Raw genomic sequence first — 16,680 nt, 5'->3', positions numbered from 1 at the left:
AAAATGGCTATTCTTCTATTTGCCGAACACGACAACGAGACCCTTTCCGACCAGACCGCCAAGGCGTTGACGGCCGCCCTCGCCATCGGCCCGGACGTGCATGTGCTCGTCGCCGGCAAGGGCGCCAAGGGCGTTGCCGAGCAGGCCTCCAAGCTTGGCGGCGTCAAGAAGGTTCTCCTCGCCGACAGCGACGATCTGGCCAACCGCCTAGCCGAGGCAAGCGCCGCGCTCATCGTCTCGCTTGCCGGCAATTACGACACGATCATTGCCGCTGCCACCACCAACGGCAAGAACATCCTGCCGCGCGTTGCAGCGCTCCTTGATGTTATGCAGGTCTCGGACATCATCGAAGTCGTATCGCCCGACACGTTCAAGCGTCCGATCTATGCCGGCAACGCCATCCAGACCGTGCAGGCCACCGATGCCACGAAGGTCATCACCGTGCGCACCGCAACGTTCGCGGCCGCCGGTGAAGGTGGTTCGGCACCGGTCGAAAGCGTCAATGCCGCTGCCGATCCCGGCCTGTCGAAATTCATCGAAGCCAAGCTTTCGGGCGGCGACCGTCCGGAACTGACCTCGGCGAAGATTATCATCTCGGGTGGCCGCGCGCTCGGCTCCAACGAGAAGTTCAAGGAAGTGATCCTGCCTGTTGCCGACAAGCTCGGCGCAGCGGTGGGTGCGTCGCGCGCGGCCGTCGATGCCGGCTACGCCCCCAACGACTGGCAGGTCGGCCAGACGGGCAAGGTCGTCGCTCCTGACCTCTACATCGCGGTCGGCATTTCCGGTGCGATCCAGCACCTTGCCGGCATGAAGGATTCGAAGGTCATCGTCGCCATCAACAAGGACGAAGAAGCCCCGATCTTCCAGGTGGCGGATTACGGCCTCGTCGGCGACCTCTTCACCATCCTGCCGGAACTTGAAAAAGCGCTTTGAGATCCTTCAAAATTTGAAATGAAATTATCTGGCCGGGGTAGACGATACTACCCCGGCCATTTAGTTTGTATGGTACATATAACAATCGGATGGAAACATGGCTGGCACGATCAAGACTGTAGGCATTATTGGCGCAGGGCAAATGGGTTCGGGCATTGCCCAGGTTTGCGCAGTCGCCGGTTACAATGTTTTGATCCATGACCAGTCTGCCGAACAGATCGAGAAGGGCATCGCCACGGTCAACGGCAACATGGCTCGCTCGGTTTCCCATGGCAAACTCGAGGAAGCCGCCCGCGTCAAGGCCCTCTCGCATATCCGTCCTGCCCTGAGCATGGAGGATCTGGCCGGCGTTGATCTCGCCATCGAGGCGGCGACCGAAGACGAAACCGTCAAGCGCAAGATTTTTGCCCAGCTTTGTCCAAATCTCAATCCGGAGGCGATCCTCGCCACCAATACGTCGTCGATTTCGATCACGCGCCTTGCCGCCACCACCGACCGGCCCGAGCGCTTCATTGGCATTCATTTCATGAATCCGGTGCCAGTGATGAAGCTGGTCGAACTCATTCGTGGTATCGCTACCGAAAATGTGACCTTCGAGACCGCACGGGAATTCGTTGCCAGCCTCGACAAGACGATTACGGTCGCCGAGGACTTTCCCGCCTTCATCGTCAATCGCATTCTGCTGCCGATGATCAACGAGGCGATCTATGTGCTTTATGAGGGCGTCGGTTCGGTAGAGGCGATCGACACGGCGATGAAACTCGGCGCCAACCATCCAATGGGGCCGCTGCAGCTTGCCGATTTCATTGGTCTCGACACCTGCCTGTCGATTATGCAGGTCCTGTATGACGGCCTTGCAGATTCGAAGTACCGCCCCTGCCCGCTCCTCGTCAAATATGTCGAAGCCGGCTGGCTCGGGCGCAAGGCGGGACGCGGCTTTTACGACTATCGCGGCGAACACCCCGTGCCGACACGCTGATCCTCCGCCAGCCGCTTGCCGCAAAAGTATATTTCGATCAAACCCTTGCATTGGTCTCCGCCTCTTCCCAACTGAGGCAGAATTGCAGCACCGGGCCCCTCTGGCGGGAGTTACCGGCTCTCTCGTGATGTCGGAGCTGTAATCTGGAACCGATGCCGGCGGATCTTTTTCAACATGGAGCTTCTATTTACCGACGCCATGGGCCAGCCCCTGTGGATGTGGCTTGGCTTTCTAACCCTCGTTCTCGTTCTTCTCGTCCTTGATCTGGGCGTTCTCAACCGTAAAAATCACGACATAGGCATGAGCCAGAGCCTTTTGCTCTCGGCCTTTTATATCAGTCTCGGCCTCGCCTTCGGCGGGTTCATCTGGTGGGAACTCGGCCCTGAGGCCGGAATGCAATATCTCACCGGCTTCGTCGTCGAAAAAAGCCTGGCGATGGACAATATTTTCGTCATAGCGATGATCTTCGGCTATTTCGCCATTCCAAAGCAGTATCAGCACCGCGTCCTCGTTTACGGCATCCTTGGCGTCGTCGTCCTGCGCGGCATCATGATCGCCGCCGGCGCTGCCATCGTCCAGGAATACCACTGGGTGCTTTATCTCTTCGCTGCCTTCCTTGTCTTTACCGGCATCAAGATGCTCGTTTCCGGCGACGAGGCGTATGACGTCTCGGCCAACCCGGTCTTCAAGTTCATGAGCAAGCGCTTCCGCGTCACGCCGGAACTGCACGGCGAGAAGTTCATCGTGCGCCGCACGGATCCGCTGACGATGAAACGCCAGACCTGGATCACACCGCTGCTTCTGGCACTGGTCATGGTCGAACTCGCCGACGTGATATTCGCAGTCGACTCGATCCCGGCGATTTTCGCCATCACCACCGACCCCTACCTCGTCTTCACGTCGAACATCTTCGCAATTCTTGGTTTGCGTGCGCTCTATTTCGCGCTGGCAAGCCTCATCCACCGTTTCGTTTACCTGAAATACGCGCTCTCACTCGTCCTCGTTTTCATCGGCGGAAAGATTTTCGTCGCCGACGCATTGGGGCTGGCAAAGATACCGCCGATGTGGTCACTGTCGATCACGCTTGGCATACTGCTCGCGGGTATCCTCGGTTCGCTTTGGAGCACCCGGCACGAGCATAAGGCCGGATTGTCACATGATGGAAAACCCTCCCCAGCCGCAGCTGCCGCTGACACGTCGGGGAAGGTCTGAACCATCGAGCAGGAGGACGCGATGAACGCTGACGGAACACCGTCCGACTGGGACCCGACCGGGTCTGCTGACGAACGGCGCCTCTCTAGCGTTCTTGTCCATCTTGGCGACAGACAGGCGGACAGGATATCACTCGACGATATCCTGTCCGCACTTTCGGAGCGCAGCTTCGGCGCGCTCCTGATCTTGTTTTCGGCGCTCAACCTGGTGCCGCTTCCCCCCGGGACATCGACAATATTCGGCATTCCCCTCGTGCTGCTCTCGATCCAGATGCTGATCGGTTTCGAGAACCCGTGGTTCCCTGCCTTCATCCGCCGCAAATCCATGCGTATCGAAACGTACCGCGCCTTCATCGGCCGGATACAGCCCATTCTGCTGCGGTTCGAAAAGCTGGCTCGCCCCCGCTACTGGCTGGTGACGCAGATCATTGTCGAGCGTGTCGTCAGCATTGTCGCGCTGGCAATGTCACTGATCGTGATTTTGCCGTTTCCCCTGATCAACCAGATGCCGGCACTGAGTATCGTTCTGCTTTCGATCGGGCTTGGCGAACAGGACGGATTGTGGCTCGGCACCGGGCTGCTCGTTGCGGCGCTCGCTGCCGGCATTGCCATCGGCCTTGGCGCCTCCGTTGGCCTTGCCGCCTTGCATATTTTCGGCTGAACCATGACCGACGCCAACAAGATCACGATCTATGTCGATGCCGACGCCTGTCCGGTCAAGGCGGAGATCTACCGTGTGGCCGAACGCCATGGCGTCAAGGTCTATGTCGTGTCGAATTCCTTCATGGCGATCCCGCGCGACCCGATGATCGAGCGCGTCATCGTCAGCGACGGGTTCGATGCGGCCGACGACTGGATCGCGGAGCGCGTCCACCGGGGCGATGTAGTCGTTACGGCGGATATCCCGCTCGCAAGCCGCTGCGTCAAGGCGGGAGCCGATGCGATTTCGCCGACGGGCCGGGCCTTCACCGAGGCCTCGATCGGCAACACGTTGGCGACGCGCAACCTCATGGAGGAATTGCGCCAGGCGGGACAGATTACCGGCGGCCCGCGGCCCTTCTCGCCGAAGGACCGCTCGGCTTTTCTTTCAGCGCTCGACCTTGCCATCGTGCGTCTGAAACGGGCGGGGTTCGTTTAGCCAACGAACCCGCGCCCAACAGCCTCTAGCGCAGCAGCATCACTGCCGCCGGCCCTTCTGGGTACGGTCCTATAAAATGTCCGTGTGCGACCAATGTGCACCGTGCGCCTTTCCCTAATGCTTTGCCGCCAACGCAAAAAACTTGGTCATCGCAGGATTTCCCGAGAGGGCGGAGGCGGATTGTTCGCGCGGCAAGCCTCCCGCCATTGACGAAATGCGCGATAAGTTCTACGAGGACGCAACAAAGCTATATGCGTGCCGCTCGTGCTCCCATTGACGCCGAGCCCAGACACCAGCCCAAACCCATACTTGAAAGTTCATAAATGACCATCTTCGATTCTATCGCCCCGGCGTTGTCCGGTGCATTGGCAGCCCGTGGCTATGAGACCCTGACCCCGGTCCAGACCGCCGTGCTCGCTCCAGAGGCAGAAGGCGCAGACCTTCTCGTCTCCGCCCAGACCGGCTCCGGCAAGACCGTTGCCTTCGGCATCGCCATCGCACCGACGCTGCTCGATGGCGCCGAGCGCTTCGAATCCATCGGCGCACCCTATGCGCTGGTCATCGCACCGACGCGCGAGCTTGCACTGCAGGTGCGGCGCGAACTCGAATGGCTCTACGAGCAGACCGGCGCGCGTATTGCGTCCTGCGTCGGCGGCATGGACATGACCAAGGAGCGCCGGGCCCTGCAGGGCGGCGCCCATATCGTCGTCGGCACCCCCGGCCGTCTGCGCGATCACATTACCCGCGGCTCGCTCGACATGGCGGACCTGCGCGCCGTCGTTCTCGACGAAGCCGACGAGATGCTCGATCTCGGCTTTCGCGAAGATCTCGAATTCATCCTCGGCGAGGCGCCGGAAGACCGCCGGACATTGATGTTCTCGGCGACGGTGCCGAAGCCCATCGCCCAGTTGGCCAAGCAGTTCCAGAACAATGCGCTGCGCATTTCCGCCACCAGCGAAAAGGAACAGCACAGCGATATCGAATACCACATCATGCCGGTGGCGCCGCGCGAGCGCGAAAATGCCATTATAAACGCATTGCTCTACTACGATGCGCAGAACACCATCATCTTCGGTTCGACCCGTGAAGCGGTCAAGCATTTGACGAGCCGCCTTTCCAATCGCGGCTTCAACGTTGTGTCGCTTTCCGGCGAACTCAGCCAGGCCGAGCGCACCAACGCCCTGCAGGCGATGCGCGACGGTCGCGCGCGCGTTTGCGTTGCGACCGATGTCGCCGCCCGCGGTATCGACCTACCCAATCTCGACCTCGTCATCCACGCCGACCTTCCCAACAATTCCGAGACCTTGCTCCACCGCAGCGGCCGCACGGGACGCGCCGGACGCAAGGGCGTCTGCGTGCTGATCGTGCCGCCATCACGCCGCCGCACGGCGGAGCGCCTGCTGCAGGGTGCCAAGCTGGCGACTTCCATGGTCCCGCCGCCGGATGCTACAGCCATCAACAAGCGCAATCGCGAACGTATCCTCAACGATCCGTCATTGACCGAAACCGTAGCTGAGGACGAGACGGATTTCGTGCGGGAACTCCTCGAAAAGCATTCGCCAGAGCAGATTGCGGCCGCCTATCTGCGCCAGCAGATGGCCGCACGTCCTGCCCCTGAGGAACTGTCTTCGACGCCGTCGCATGTGCTCGAACCAATGCGCAAGGGCGACCGTTTCGACGAGCGTCCGGAGCGGGGCGATCGGGCTGACCGCGGAGCGCGCTCGGCGCGCAATACGGAGTTCGAAAGTGGCGCATGGTTTTCCGTCAGCGTCGGCCGCAAGCAGCGCGCCGAACCGCGCTGGCTGCTGCCGCTGATCTGCAAGGCCGGCGATATCACCAAGACCGATGTGGGATCGATCAAGATTCTCGACACCGAAACGCGTTTCGAGATCACTGCAAGCAAGGCCGACGATTTCCTCGCCCGCATCAAGCAGTACGGCAGCGGCGAAAAGGGCGTAAATATTACCCGCAGCGAGGGCCCTGGCTCTGCTGGTGCACGCCGCAGCGATGGGGGCGAATACAAGGGCAAGAAGAGCTTCGGCGAAAAGCGCGATTGGGATGACAAGCCGCGCAGCCGCGACGACAAGCCGAAAGGCGATTGGTCAGCCAAGCCGGCCAAGGCGAAGCCCGAAGGCTGGACCACCGAAAAGCCGAAAAAGCAGCCGAAGGAGCGCAAGCCCGGCGAGTTGCATGGCTTTGACAAATACAAGGCCAAGAAGGCACGCAAAGCCGCCGCCGCCGGCAGCGAATAATAAGCGATACACCGGGGCTGCCTTGTTCGTCAGCCTTCGCGTTTCGTCGGCTTCGCGGAGCCCTCTCTCCAACTACTCAAACACCACGTTTGCGATCATCCTCGCGCTTGGCGCGAGGACCCAGGCGCACCGCCTTTATAGAACCTTGGGTCAAGCCCAAGGATCGCGATAGCGATCAGGGAAGCATTAGCCCTGATCTAGAGAGCCTTTGCCGCGTCGATAAAGCGGGAGGCGTCTTCGCCGGACCATTCGGCGGGGCCGTTCATGGCGGCAATCTGGCAGCCTTCCTTGTCGACAAGCATTGTGACGGGAAGGCCGAAGGCGAGGTTCTTGCGCTTCAGATCGTTGAAGACGCCCATCGACGGATCGCGATAGAGCTCCAGCGATTTGACGCCGATTTCATTCAGGAACGTCCTCGGCTTCGTTTCGTCGCCCGTATCGATATTGATCGTCACGACCTTGAAGTCGTCGCCGCCTTTCTTCGCCTGTAGCGCGTCGAGCGCCGGCATTTCCTCGCGGCAGGGCAGGCACCAGGTGGCCCAGAGATTGACCAGCAAAGTCTTGCCCTTGAAATCCTCGAGCCGTACCGGCTTCCCGTCGGGGCCGGTGAAGCTGAGCGACGTCATGGATTGCGGCGTATCGGCGCCGCGCATCGCCGCCACAGCACCGGTTGCCGACTTATCGATCGTCTTTGCATTGGCGGTTTTCAGCGCACATTGATCGCCGGTGTTTGTCGCGGTGGCAATATTGCCAGAGGGCCGCTCCATCACGTATACCGCAACCGCACCGGCAAGGATGCCTGCGAGCGCGGCAAGGGAAATGATCCTCCTGCTGCTGCTCCGTTGGGTTTTGCCTGTCTCGTCGCTGCCTGCCATTTTCTACTCTTTTCGCTACTCACCAAGGCGCATCATGTCCGACAAGAAGAACAGCAATGAAATGTGGGGCGGCCGTTTTGCCTCCGGTCCCGCCGCGATCATGGAAGAGATCAACGCTTCCATCGGTTTCGACCAGAAACTCTACGCCCAGGACATTCAAGGTTCACTTGCCCATGCTGCCATGCTTGCGAAAACCGGCATAATCGCGGCAGAGGATTACGACAAGATCGCGGGCGGCCTGAACACGATTTTGTCAGAGATCGAGAGCGGAAAGTTCAATTTTTCACGCAAACTTGAAGACATTCACATGAATGTCGAGTCGAGGCTGGCCGAACTCATCGGTGCAGCGGCGGGCCGCCTGCACACGGCGCGTTCGCGCAATGATCAGGTCGCGGTCGATTTTCGCCTTTGGGTAAAGGCGGAATTCGAAAAGGTCGCGGTCGCCTTAAAGAAGCTAATCGAGGCGTTTCTTCGCCGCGCCGAAGAACATGCGGCAACGCTGATGCCGGGCTTCACCCATCTTCAAACCGCCCAGCCTGTCACCTTCGGCCATCATTGCATGGCCTATGTCGAAATGTTCGGACGCGACCTCAGCCGCGTCAAGGATGCAATCGCCCGCATGGACGAATCGCCGCTCGGCGCGGCAGCCCTTGCCGGTACCGGCTTTCCCATCGACCGTCACATGACCGCGAAGGCGCTCGGCTTTCGCGAACCGACCAGGAACTCGCTCGACAGCGTATCCGATCGCGACTACGCGCTCGAATTTCTCTCGGTGGCCGCAATTGCCGCGACGCATCTATCACGCCTCGCCGAGGAGATCGTGATCTGGTCGACGCCGCAGTTCGGTTTCGTGCGGCTGTCGGATTCGTTTTCGACCGGCTCATCGATCATGCCGCAGAAGAAAAACCCCGATGCCGCGGAACTTGTGCGGGCCAAGACCGGCCGCATCACCGGTTCTTTGGTTGGTCTCCTGACCGTCATGAAGGGTCTGCCGCTCACCTATTCGAAGGACATGCAGGAGGACAAGGAGGCAGTGTTTGACGCCGCGGAAACCCTCGAGCTTGCCCTTGCGGCGATGACCGGCATGGTCGGCGACATGACGATCAATGTGGCGGCGATGAAGAAGGCCGCGGGCTCGGGCTATTCCACCGCGACGGACCTCGCGGATTGGCTGGTGCGTGAGCTCGGACTGCCGTTTCGCGAGGCGCATCACGTCACCGGACGCGCTGTCGCCCTCGCCGAGCAGAAGAAATCCGATCTCGGAAAATTGTCGCTCGCCGAGCTTCAGGGCATTAACCCGGGGATTACCGAGGCTGTGTTCGGCTTTGTGACCGTCGACAAATCGGTGCGCAGCCGCAAATCCTATGGCGGAACAGCCCCGGAACAGGTTCGCAAGCAGATCAAGTTCTGGCAAAAGCGAATTGCAAAACTCTAGGTAGCGGGTGACCCTTCCCTAAGTCGCCATCATGCACTAGACAAGGACAACCGCCCTTCCGGACGACAGGATCAAGACCTATGGCAAGCCGTTCCATTCTGACGACAATTCTGGTCACACTGGCGATTGCGAGCGCCGTTTCGGCTTGCGGCCGCAAGGGTCCGCTCGAATTGCCGCCAGCTTCCGTAACCTCCGCGCCGGGCGAGCCGAAAACGGCCGCCCCTCCCGCCCAGGACAAGCGTTTCATACTCGACCCATTGATCTAGGCCATTGCCGTGAACCATTTCGAATACAAGGACGGCGTTCTACACGCCGAAGGCGTCAGCATCCCCGATATCGCGCGGGTCGTGGGCACGCCGTTCTATTGCTATTCGACCGCAACGATCGAACGGCATTTCAAGATCTTTTCCTCCGCTTTTGCCGAAATGGATGCGCTCGTCTGTTACGCGCTCAAGGCCAACTCCAATCAGGCTGTGCTGAAAACGCTGGCGAAGCTGGGTTCAGGCGCCGATGTCGTCTCGGAAGGCGAACTGCGCCGTGCGCTGGCCGCCGGCATTCCCGCCGGCAAGATCGTCTTTTCCGGCGTCGGCAAGAAGCCCGGCGAGATGGACTATGCCCTCGCTGCCGGCATCCACTGCTTCAACGTCGAATCCGAGCCTGAACTCGAATTGCTTTCGAGCAGGGCCATGGCCGTGGGTAAGGTTGCACCGGTATCACTCCGCATCAACCCCGATGTCGATGCCAAGACTCACAAGAAGATCTCGACGGGCAAATCGGAAAACAAGTTCGGCATTCCGCTTGCAAGGGCAAGTGCGGTCTACGCCCGGGCCGCAAAACTTCCGGGACTTAAGGTCATCGGCGTCGACATGCATATCGGCAGCCAGATCACCGATCTCGAACCTTTTGACAATGCGTTCCGTCTCCTCGCCGAGCTGGTCGCCCAGCTCAAAGCCGATGGGCACGACATCCAGCATGTCGATCTCGGCGGTGGCCTCGGCATCCCCTATCATTTCGACAACAACCCGCCGCCGCTGCCGGATGCCTATGCCGAGATCGTTGCGAGGCACATCAAACCGCTGGGCCTGAAGACGATCTTCGAGCCCGGGCGGCTCATCGTTGGCAATGCCGGTATCCTCGTCAGCGAGGTCATCTTCGTCAAGGAAGGCGACGCACGCAACTTCGTCATCGTCGATGCGGCAATGAACGATCTGATCCGCCCGACCTTGTACGATGCTTTCCATATCATCCGGCCCGTCAGGGAGGCTTCAGCTTCGCAGCCGCGTATCCGCGCCGACATTGTCGGGCCGGTTTGCGAGACCGGCGATTATCTTGGGCTGGACCGCGACCTGCCGCGGCCGGCGCCAGGCGATCTCATCGCCATCGGTACGGCCGGTGCCTACGGAGCCGTGCAGGCCGGCACCTACAACACGCGCCTGCTCGTGCCGGAAGTCCTTGTCAGCGGCGATCAATTCCATGTTGTCCGCCGACGCACGAGCTATGAGGAGCTGATCGGGCTTGATTCGATCCCTGAATGGTTGTGAGTTTTTTACAGACCTAAACACAAAACTATGATCGGTTTTTTCGGCCAAGGCCTCGCCTTTGCCATGATGGATGTTATTGTTCTTCAGGGCCATCATCGTCGATGTTGCCGAGATGGAGTGCGTATGACCGATCAACACCCCGACCAACGGGACGCTGAAGGGGTCAGGTTCGATATTTTCAGGAGTATCGATCGCCTCCGTTTGTCCACATGGGTCGCGATCGGTTTCGAGCGCCTGTGGCCGCTGCTGCTGCCGTTCCTGCTGCTCGGCGGCGTCTTTCTTTGCCTTTCCTGGTTTGGAATTTTCCGGCTGATGCCGGATCTCTTGCGCCTCGGTACGCTGGCGCTTTTCCTAATCGCACTCATGCCGTGCTTCTATTTCCTTTTGACGTTCCGCCTGCCGGATCAGGAGGAGATCGACGCACGGCTCGAAAAGGTCAATGCCCTCGACCACCAGCCAATCACCGTGCAATCGGAAGAACTGGCGACGAGCAGCTCCGACCCCTTCGCCCGCGCACTCTGGGACGAGCACCGCCGGCGGATGGCGGAACGCATTCGCAATCTCAAGAGCGACCTGCCACAAACGCGTGTTCCCGAAATCGACCCGTGGGGTTTGCGCGCGATCGTCGGCCTGTTTCTGGTTATTGCTTTTGCCTTCTCTGGCGGGCCTTTGGGCGGGCATATCAGCGATGCTTTCCGCAGCCATGGCGGTAGCAACGTGGCGCCGCCGCGCATCGATGCCTGGGTCACGCCGCCGCGTTATACCGGGCGCGCCCCGCTATTTCTGACGTCAGCAGCCAACACCGCCGAGAAGCAGTTCACGGTTCCGGAAGGCAGCATCCTCACTATCCGCGTTATCGGTGGAAACGGTACGGAGAAGGTGACACTGCGACCACAAGGCGGAATTGCCGCGGACGTTGCTGCCAAGCAGGAAGGCAAGCAGCCTGAAGGCGAGGCAGTAAAGGACAGGCCGCGCAATTTCGAAATGTCGCTCGGCGCGACCAGCACCGTCGCGCTGTTTGTCGATGGCCGCGGCAACGCCGAATGGACTTTCTCCGTCATCCCGGATGAGCCGCCTTCGATCCGCTTCACCAAGGACCCGTCAAGCGCGGCAAACGGGACGATGGAGGTAACCTACGAAATCAAGGATGATTACGGCGCGGTCAGTGCCGTCGCCAGGATGGAACAGGCCAAGCCTGCCGACAACGACGCCCGTCCGCTCTACAATGCGCCGGATCTTCCGCTTGCCCTGCCCCGCCGCGGCGAACCGGCGAAAGAGACCAAGACCACCAAGGACCTTACGGAACATCCATGGGCGGGCTCCGAAATCCGCATGACGCTTATTGCCACCGATGACGCCAAGCAGGAGGCGCGCAGCGAAACGAAGACGCTCATCATGCCGGAGCGGCCGTTCGCCAATCCACTGGCCCGTGCGGTAATCGAGCAGCGCCGCAACCTGGCGCTGAATGCCAACGCCCGGCAGGATGTGCTCAACACGCTGGACGCAATCACGATGTGGCCGGAAGAAACCATCAAGAACGCCTCGCATTATCTGGCCTTGCGCAGCGTCCACACACGGCTCGACATTGCCCGCACCGATGACCAGTTGCGCGACGTTGTCGCCTATATGTGGCAGGTCGCGCGCGGCATCGAGGATGGCGCCCTTTCTGACGCTGAACGGCGGCTGCGTGAAGCGCAGGAAGCGTTGAAACAGGCGTTGGAACGGGGCGCGAGCCAGGAAGAAATCGAACGCCGCATGGCCGAACTGCGACAGGCGATGAACCAGTATCTGCGCGAGTTTGCTGAAAAGGCGCAGAAAAATCCCAACATGGCGCAAGCGCCGAACCAGAACATGCAGGAACTGCGCCAGGAAGACCTCGACCGCATGCTCGACCAGATCGAGGATCTTGCCAAGCAGGGTTCGCGCGATCAGGCGCAACAGTTGCTCTCCGAATTGGAGAACATGCTCAACAATCTGCAGATGGGGCAGAACCAGCGTGGCCAGAACGGGCAGCAAGGTCAGATGCGCCAGCAGATGGACAAGCTCGGCGAGCTGATGCGGCGCCAGCAGGATATGATGAACCAGACCCACCGCCTTGAGCAACAGCGCCAGAACGGCATGCAGCAGGACTACGGCCAGAATGGTCAACAAGGGCAAAATGGCCAACAGGGCAACCAGGGCCAGATGTCAGATCAGGAGATCGAGAACGCCTTGCGCGGCCTGCAGGAAGGGCAGAACAAGCTCAGATCCGATCTCGACCAGATGATGGACGATCTTAAGGGCCTCGGCATCAATCCGGGCAAGGACTTCGGCGATGCCGGCAAATCAATGGGCGATGCCGGCAAGTCGCTCGGCGAAGCTGATGGAGGGCAGGCGCTCGACCAGCAAAGCAATGCGCTCGACGCCTTGCGCCGCGGCGGCCAGGACATGATGAAACAGATGCAGCAGGCGATGGGTCAGGAGGGCCAGACCGGACCGGAAGGACGCCAGCAAAACGGCCGGCTCGATCCGCTCGGCCGCGAGCGCCGCACTGGCGGCATGGACGACGGCACCAGCACAAAGGTCCCCGGCGAAATCGATATCCAGCGGGCGCGCGAGATCCTGGATGCCATCCGCCGCAGGCTTGGCAATGCGCTGAGCCCGCAGATGGAAAAGGATTATCTCGAGCGGCTATTGAAGTTCGATTAAGCGTCGTCAGTCACGACGCCGACATAGGGCAGTTGCCGGTATGAGTGCCCGACATCCATGCCATAGCCGACGACGAAATAGTCCGGGCATTCAAAACCCTTGAAATCGGCCTCGATATCGGTCTTGCGCTTGACGCTCTTGTCGAGAAGCACGGCAATGGAAACGCTGCGGGCGCCGCGCGCCAGCATCAGTTCGCGCGTGAATTTGAGAGTCTTGCCCGATTCCAGAATATCATCGATCAACAGCACATCGCGTCCATGCACATCGCTGTCGATATCGCGCAAAAGATGCACTTCGCCGCTCTCGGTTCCCTTGCCGTAGCTTGACACCGTTATGAATTCGACATCGGGTTCCGCGCCTGCATCGTGCATGGCGCGGATCAGGTCGGCTGCAAAGATAAAAGATCCCTTGAGGATCGAAATGACGAGGAGGTTCTGGAAGTTGCGCCCGACAATGGCCTTTGCAAGTTCGAGGTTCCGCTCCGCGATCGTTTCGGCGCTGAATAGAACGTCGATGTTTCTTCCGCTGACCTTTGGCATGCGTGTCTTTCCGGTTTCATATACGGGGTGGTTGCGCAGATGCGCTCTATAGCCTGATCCTGAGGCAAAAAGCAAAGTTGAACATGTGCGGGCGGCTTACTGTCCGATGAATAGCACGTGCCCGCCAGCGATCCAGAATGCCGACAGCGCCGCCAAAGCGACGACCAGCCAATAGCCAAAGCCGGGAAGGCTTGGACGGCCCGAAACCGCAGGAGTGAATATCGCAAAGCCGCCTGCCGTTGCCGCCACCTCAGCATGTGCGTTGATCGCGCTTCCACCTGGCATTATCGTTTCGAACGAAGCGTCTTCGATGTCGGGCATGGCGAATGCCTGCGCCGACGCAATATTCATGGCCTCGTTCGCAAGCGGTGCTGCAGATTGTGCATTCATCGGGTTTTCCGCTCACCCTGCCATGTTGCAGTCATGTTTGTCCGAATCATGCGCAGGAGCCTAGCGCGCAAAAATTAACGTTTCGGCTGTCGTTCAGGCATGTTGATGGGTGGTCAAATCTGTCCGCGCCAAATAAAACGGGCATGGATTTGAGATTGGAAAACTACGCTTGATTCGCTTTGAGAATGTCGGACTGCGATACGGGATGGGCCCGGAGGTGCTGCGTGATGTCAGCCTCCATATCTCGCCCCGCTCGTTCCAGTTTCTGACCGGTCCCTCTGGCGCCGGCAAGACCTCGCTGCTTCGTCTCCTCTTCATGACACTGAAGCCGACACGCGGTCTGATTACGGTTTTCGGCAAGGACATTGCCACCATCTCATCGAAGGAAATGCCACTGCTGCGCCGCCGCATCGGCGTCGTCTTCCAGGATTTCCGCCTGCTCGATCACATGACGACCTATCAGAATGTCGCGCTGCCGCTGCGTGTGCGCGGCAAGGAAGAGGCGACATACCGCGCCGAAGTCGAGGAACTCTTGCACTGGGTCGGCCTTGGCGAGCGCATGCACGTGCTCCCGCCTGTCCTTTCCGGCGGTGAGAAGCAGCGCGCGGCAATCGCCCGCGCCCTCATCGACCAGCCCGAGATTCTGCTTGCCGACGAGCCGACCGGCAATGTCGATCCGCCGCTGGCGCGGCGGCTGCTGCGGCTCTTTGGCGAGCTCAATCGGTCCGGCACCGCCGTTGTCATCGCCACCCATGATCTCACGCTCATGGACCAGATCAATGCGCGGCGCATGATCCTCGATCAGGGGAGGCTCGACGTCTATGATTGACGCCGCCCGCCTCAAGGAACAGGCTTTCTCCGCCATAGGCGTCCTTGTCGCGCGTGTGCGCGGCGGCAATGGCCAGGCGCCGATCGTTCCGGCAGGCAATGTCGTCGGACATGCCCTGATGATCGTGATTGCCATCATGACCTTTCTCGCCTGCCTCACAATAGGCGCCGTCAGCCTTGTCCAATCGACGGCGGCCACCTGGCAGAGCCAGATTTCGACTGAAGCCACCATCCAGATACGCCCCGTCGAGGGCGAGGACATGGAAGCGCTGCTCGCCAAGGCAAGCGGCATCGCGCAAGGCTTCGCCGGCGTGAAGGCAACGCGGATCATCGACAGGGCAGCGACGGCGCGGCTGCTTGAGCCGTGGCTCGGTACCGGGCTCGACATTGATGAACTCCCGGTGCCGCGCCTCGTTGTCGTGACGCTCGACGAGGCCGCCCTGCCCGATTTTGCCGCCATCCGCGCCGCGCTCGTCAAGGATGTACCGGGGGCAAGCTTCGACGATCACCGCAACTGGGTGGACCGCCTCGTCTCAATGGCCCGCTCGACCGTGCTCATCGGCACCGCGGTCCTTGCCCTCGTCGTGGCGGCGACGGTGCTTACGGTTATTTTCGCAACGCGCGGCGCCATGGCGGGCAACGGCCATATCATCGAGGTGCTGCATTTCATCGGCGCTGAACAGAAGTTCGTTGCCCGCCAGTTCGAGCGGCATTTCTTCTGGACCGCGCTCAAGGGAGCACTCTGCGGCGGCGCGCTCGCGATAGCCATTTTCCTGATGATTGCGTGGTGGTCGTCGCGCAATCTCGCCACGCCTGAGGCAGATCAGGCGACCGCGCTTTTCGGCAATTTTTCCATCGGATCGAGCGGCTATACCGGTGTTGTCCTTATTATTCTGGCGGTCAGCGTCCTCACGATGATTACAACGCGAATGACGGTCATTGCACATTTAAGACAGGTGGACAGACGCGACGAAACCTAACTTTGTTAATTTAGTTTCAGTAACATGGATTTGGCAAAAGGCCCCTGCAAGGCCGTGGTTGACCTCCATTTTGAAAGACATATCTCAGACAAGGCAATTTGCGCGCAAGATGAACGGCGTCAACGACAGCAACGGCAACCAGGATTCCGACGATATGAGACGTGATGGGCGGGTCGTGACATTCGTCCGCAATCGCATCGTCTTGCCTTTGTTCGTCCTCGCAATTCTTGCCCTCGGACTGTTCATCGGCGGTTTCATCATTTTCAGCGATCGCGTGACGATGATGGAACCGCCCGATTTGACCGAGCCGGCCGATGGGATCGTCGTTCTCACAGGCGGTTATTCGCGTATCGAGGGGGCGCTCGACCTGCTCAAGAACAAGCGCGGCAAGCGGCTTTTCATCAGCGGCGTTCACGCCTCAGCCAACCGCGCTGAATTGCAGCGGGTTACGGGCGGCGATGCGGAACTGTTCGACTGCTGCGTCGATCTGGACCGTTCGGCACTGGACACGATCGGCAATGCCGAAGAGAGCGTCAAATGGGCCAATGCGAACAATTACAAGCGGGTGATCGTGGTCACCAACAATTACCACATCCCGCGCACCATGGTCGAACTCACCCACGCTTCGCAGGATATCGAATTCATTCCCTATCCGATCATCAACACCAATCTGCGTGATGGCGACTGGATATCGCGCGGCCTGATCGTGCGCGTACTCTTCGTCGAATACGTCAAATATCTCGGCGCCGTCCTGCGCTCCAATCTGCCCGACAGTCTGTCCGATGCCACCGCGTCACTTCTGCACCGTTTCAAGGGGTAATTTCACGGGCGCCGGTTTGCCGGTTCACGGCCACGCTGAATTGGTATAACGAAGACCGCAAGCCGACAGCA

The 16,680-nt window shown here is 60.0% G+C and carries 16 protein-coding genes; 13 read left to right on the top strand and 3 right to left on the bottom strand.

Translation table 11 applies throughout. The features are described 5' to 3' along the window. Nucleotides 1-3: 3 nt before the first annotated feature. The 6 genes from AC1DNI_RS16630 to AC1DNI_RS16605 all read left to right on the top strand — a co-directional run bounded on the left by AC1DNI_RS16630 (nucleotide 4) and on the right by AC1DNI_RS16605 (nucleotide 6,513). The gene (locus AC1DNI_RS16630; RefSeq protein ID WP_153667234.1) at nucleotides 4-933 is read left to right on the top strand and encodes an electron transfer flavoprotein subunit alpha/FixB family protein; all 930 of its coding nucleotides are present in this window, start codon (nucleotides 4-6) and stop codon (nucleotides 931-933) included. Nucleotides 934-1,030: 97 nt separating this feature from the next. Then, nucleotides 1,031-1,912, top strand: coding sequence for a 3-hydroxybutyryl-CoA dehydrogenase (locus AC1DNI_RS16625; protein ID WP_477692641.1), 882 nt, complete (start codon nucleotides 1,031-1,033; stop codon nucleotides 1,910-1,912). Between the two features lie 174 nt (nucleotides 1,913-2,086). Next, nucleotides 2,087-3,124, top strand: a complete 1,038-nt coding sequence (locus tag AC1DNI_RS16620; protein ID WP_153667233.1) for a TerC family protein — start codon at nucleotides 2,087-2,089, stop codon at nucleotides 3,122-3,124. 21 nt (nucleotides 3,125-3,145) lie between these two features. Next, on the top strand, nucleotides 3,146-3,784 hold the full coding sequence (locus tag AC1DNI_RS16615; RefSeq protein ID WP_477692640.1) for an exopolysaccharide biosynthesis protein: 639 nt from the start codon (nucleotides 3,146-3,148) through the stop codon (nucleotides 3,782-3,784). Nucleotides 3,785-3,787: 3 nt separating this feature from the next. Further along, nucleotides 3,788-4,261: a YaiI/YqxD family protein gene (locus AC1DNI_RS16610; protein WP_477692639.1), complete on the top strand. Its 474-nt coding sequence runs from the start codon at nucleotides 3,788-3,790 to the stop codon at nucleotides 4,259-4,261. Between the two features lie 323 nt (nucleotides 4,262-4,584). Beyond that, nucleotides 4,585-6,513, top strand: coding sequence for a DEAD/DEAH box helicase (locus AC1DNI_RS16605; protein WP_477692638.1), 1,929 nt, complete (start codon nucleotides 4,585-4,587; stop codon nucleotides 6,511-6,513). Nucleotides 6,514-6,710: 197 nt separating this feature from the next. On the opposite strand, the gene tlpA is transcribed toward AC1DNI_RS16605, so the two are convergent. Beyond that, nucleotides 6,711-7,388, bottom strand: a complete 678-nt coding sequence (gene tlpA, locus AC1DNI_RS16600) for a thiol:disulfide interchange protein TlpA (protein WP_477692637.1) — start codon at nucleotides 7,386-7,388, stop codon at nucleotides 6,711-6,713. A gap of 34 nt (nucleotides 7,389-7,422) precedes the next feature. On the opposite strand from tlpA, the gene argH reads away from it, so the two are divergent. From argH to AC1DNI_RS16580, 4 genes are all read left to right on the top strand, one after another. Next, on the top strand, nucleotides 7,423-8,823 hold the full coding sequence (gene argH / locus AC1DNI_RS16595; protein WP_477692636.1) for an argininosuccinate lyase: 1,401 nt from the start codon (nucleotides 7,423-7,425) through the stop codon (nucleotides 8,821-8,823). Between the two features lie 80 nt (nucleotides 8,824-8,903). Next, nucleotides 8,904-9,089 (top strand): LPS translocon maturation chaperone LptM, encoded by a 186-nt coding sequence (gene lptM / locus AC1DNI_RS16590; RefSeq protein ID WP_091948373.1) that lies wholly within the window; start codon nucleotides 8,904-8,906, stop codon nucleotides 9,087-9,089. Between the two features lie 9 nt (nucleotides 9,090-9,098). After that, nucleotides 9,099-10,364 carry a diaminopimelate decarboxylase gene (gene lysA / locus AC1DNI_RS16585; protein WP_477692635.1) on the top strand — a complete coding sequence of 422 codons (1,266 nt, stop codon included), beginning with the start codon at nucleotides 9,099-9,101 and terminating at the stop codon, nucleotides 10,362-10,364. A 123-nt stretch (nucleotides 10,365-10,487) separates the two neighbouring features. Then, on the top strand, nucleotides 10,488-13,052 hold the full coding sequence (locus tag AC1DNI_RS16580; RefSeq protein ID WP_477692634.1) for a TIGR02302 family protein: 2,565 nt from the start codon (nucleotides 10,488-10,490) through the stop codon (nucleotides 13,050-13,052). On the opposite strand, the gene hpt is transcribed toward AC1DNI_RS16580, so the two are convergent. Further along, on the bottom strand, nucleotides 13,049-13,591 hold the full coding sequence (gene hpt, locus AC1DNI_RS16575; protein ID WP_027231345.1) for a hypoxanthine phosphoribosyltransferase: 543 nt from the start codon (nucleotides 13,589-13,591) through the stop codon (nucleotides 13,049-13,051). The two genes, AC1DNI_RS16580 and hpt, sit on opposite strands and share 4 nt — an antisense overlap. Nucleotides 13,592-13,687: 96 nt before the next feature. Then, complete coding sequence (locus tag AC1DNI_RS16570) at nucleotides 13,688-13,981, bottom strand: hypothetical protein (RefSeq protein ID WP_477692633.1); 294 nt, start codon at nucleotides 13,979-13,981, stop codon at nucleotides 13,688-13,690. Between the two features lie 169 nt (nucleotides 13,982-14,150). Here AC1DNI_RS16570 and ftsE point away from each other — a divergent pair, with 169 nt between their 5' ends. The 3 genes from ftsE (at nucleotide 14,151) to AC1DNI_RS16555 (ending at nucleotide 16,609) form a co-directional block, all read left to right on the top strand. Then, on the top strand, nucleotides 14,151-14,810 hold the full coding sequence (gene ftsE, locus AC1DNI_RS16565) for a cell division ATP-binding protein FtsE (RefSeq protein ID WP_091948362.1): 660 nt from the start codon (nucleotides 14,151-14,153) through the stop codon (nucleotides 14,808-14,810). Next, the gene (locus AC1DNI_RS16560; protein WP_091921253.1) at nucleotides 14,803-15,789 is read left to right on the top strand and encodes a cell division protein FtsX; all 987 of its coding nucleotides are present in this window, start codon (nucleotides 14,803-14,805) and stop codon (nucleotides 15,787-15,789) included. The genes ftsE and AC1DNI_RS16560 overlap by 8 nt, the downstream gene beginning before the upstream one ends. A gap of 70 nt (nucleotides 15,790-15,859) precedes the next feature. Next, nucleotides 15,860-16,609 (top strand): YdcF family protein, encoded by a 750-nt coding sequence (locus tag AC1DNI_RS16555; protein WP_477692632.1) that lies wholly within the window; start codon nucleotides 15,860-15,862, stop codon nucleotides 16,607-16,609. The last annotated feature ends 71 nt before the right edge of the window (nucleotides 16,610-16,680 follow it).

It is taken from the genome of Phyllobacterium sp. 01N428, assembly GCF_056399405.1.
This window is presented reverse-complemented; position numbering and strand designations above follow the sequence as displayed.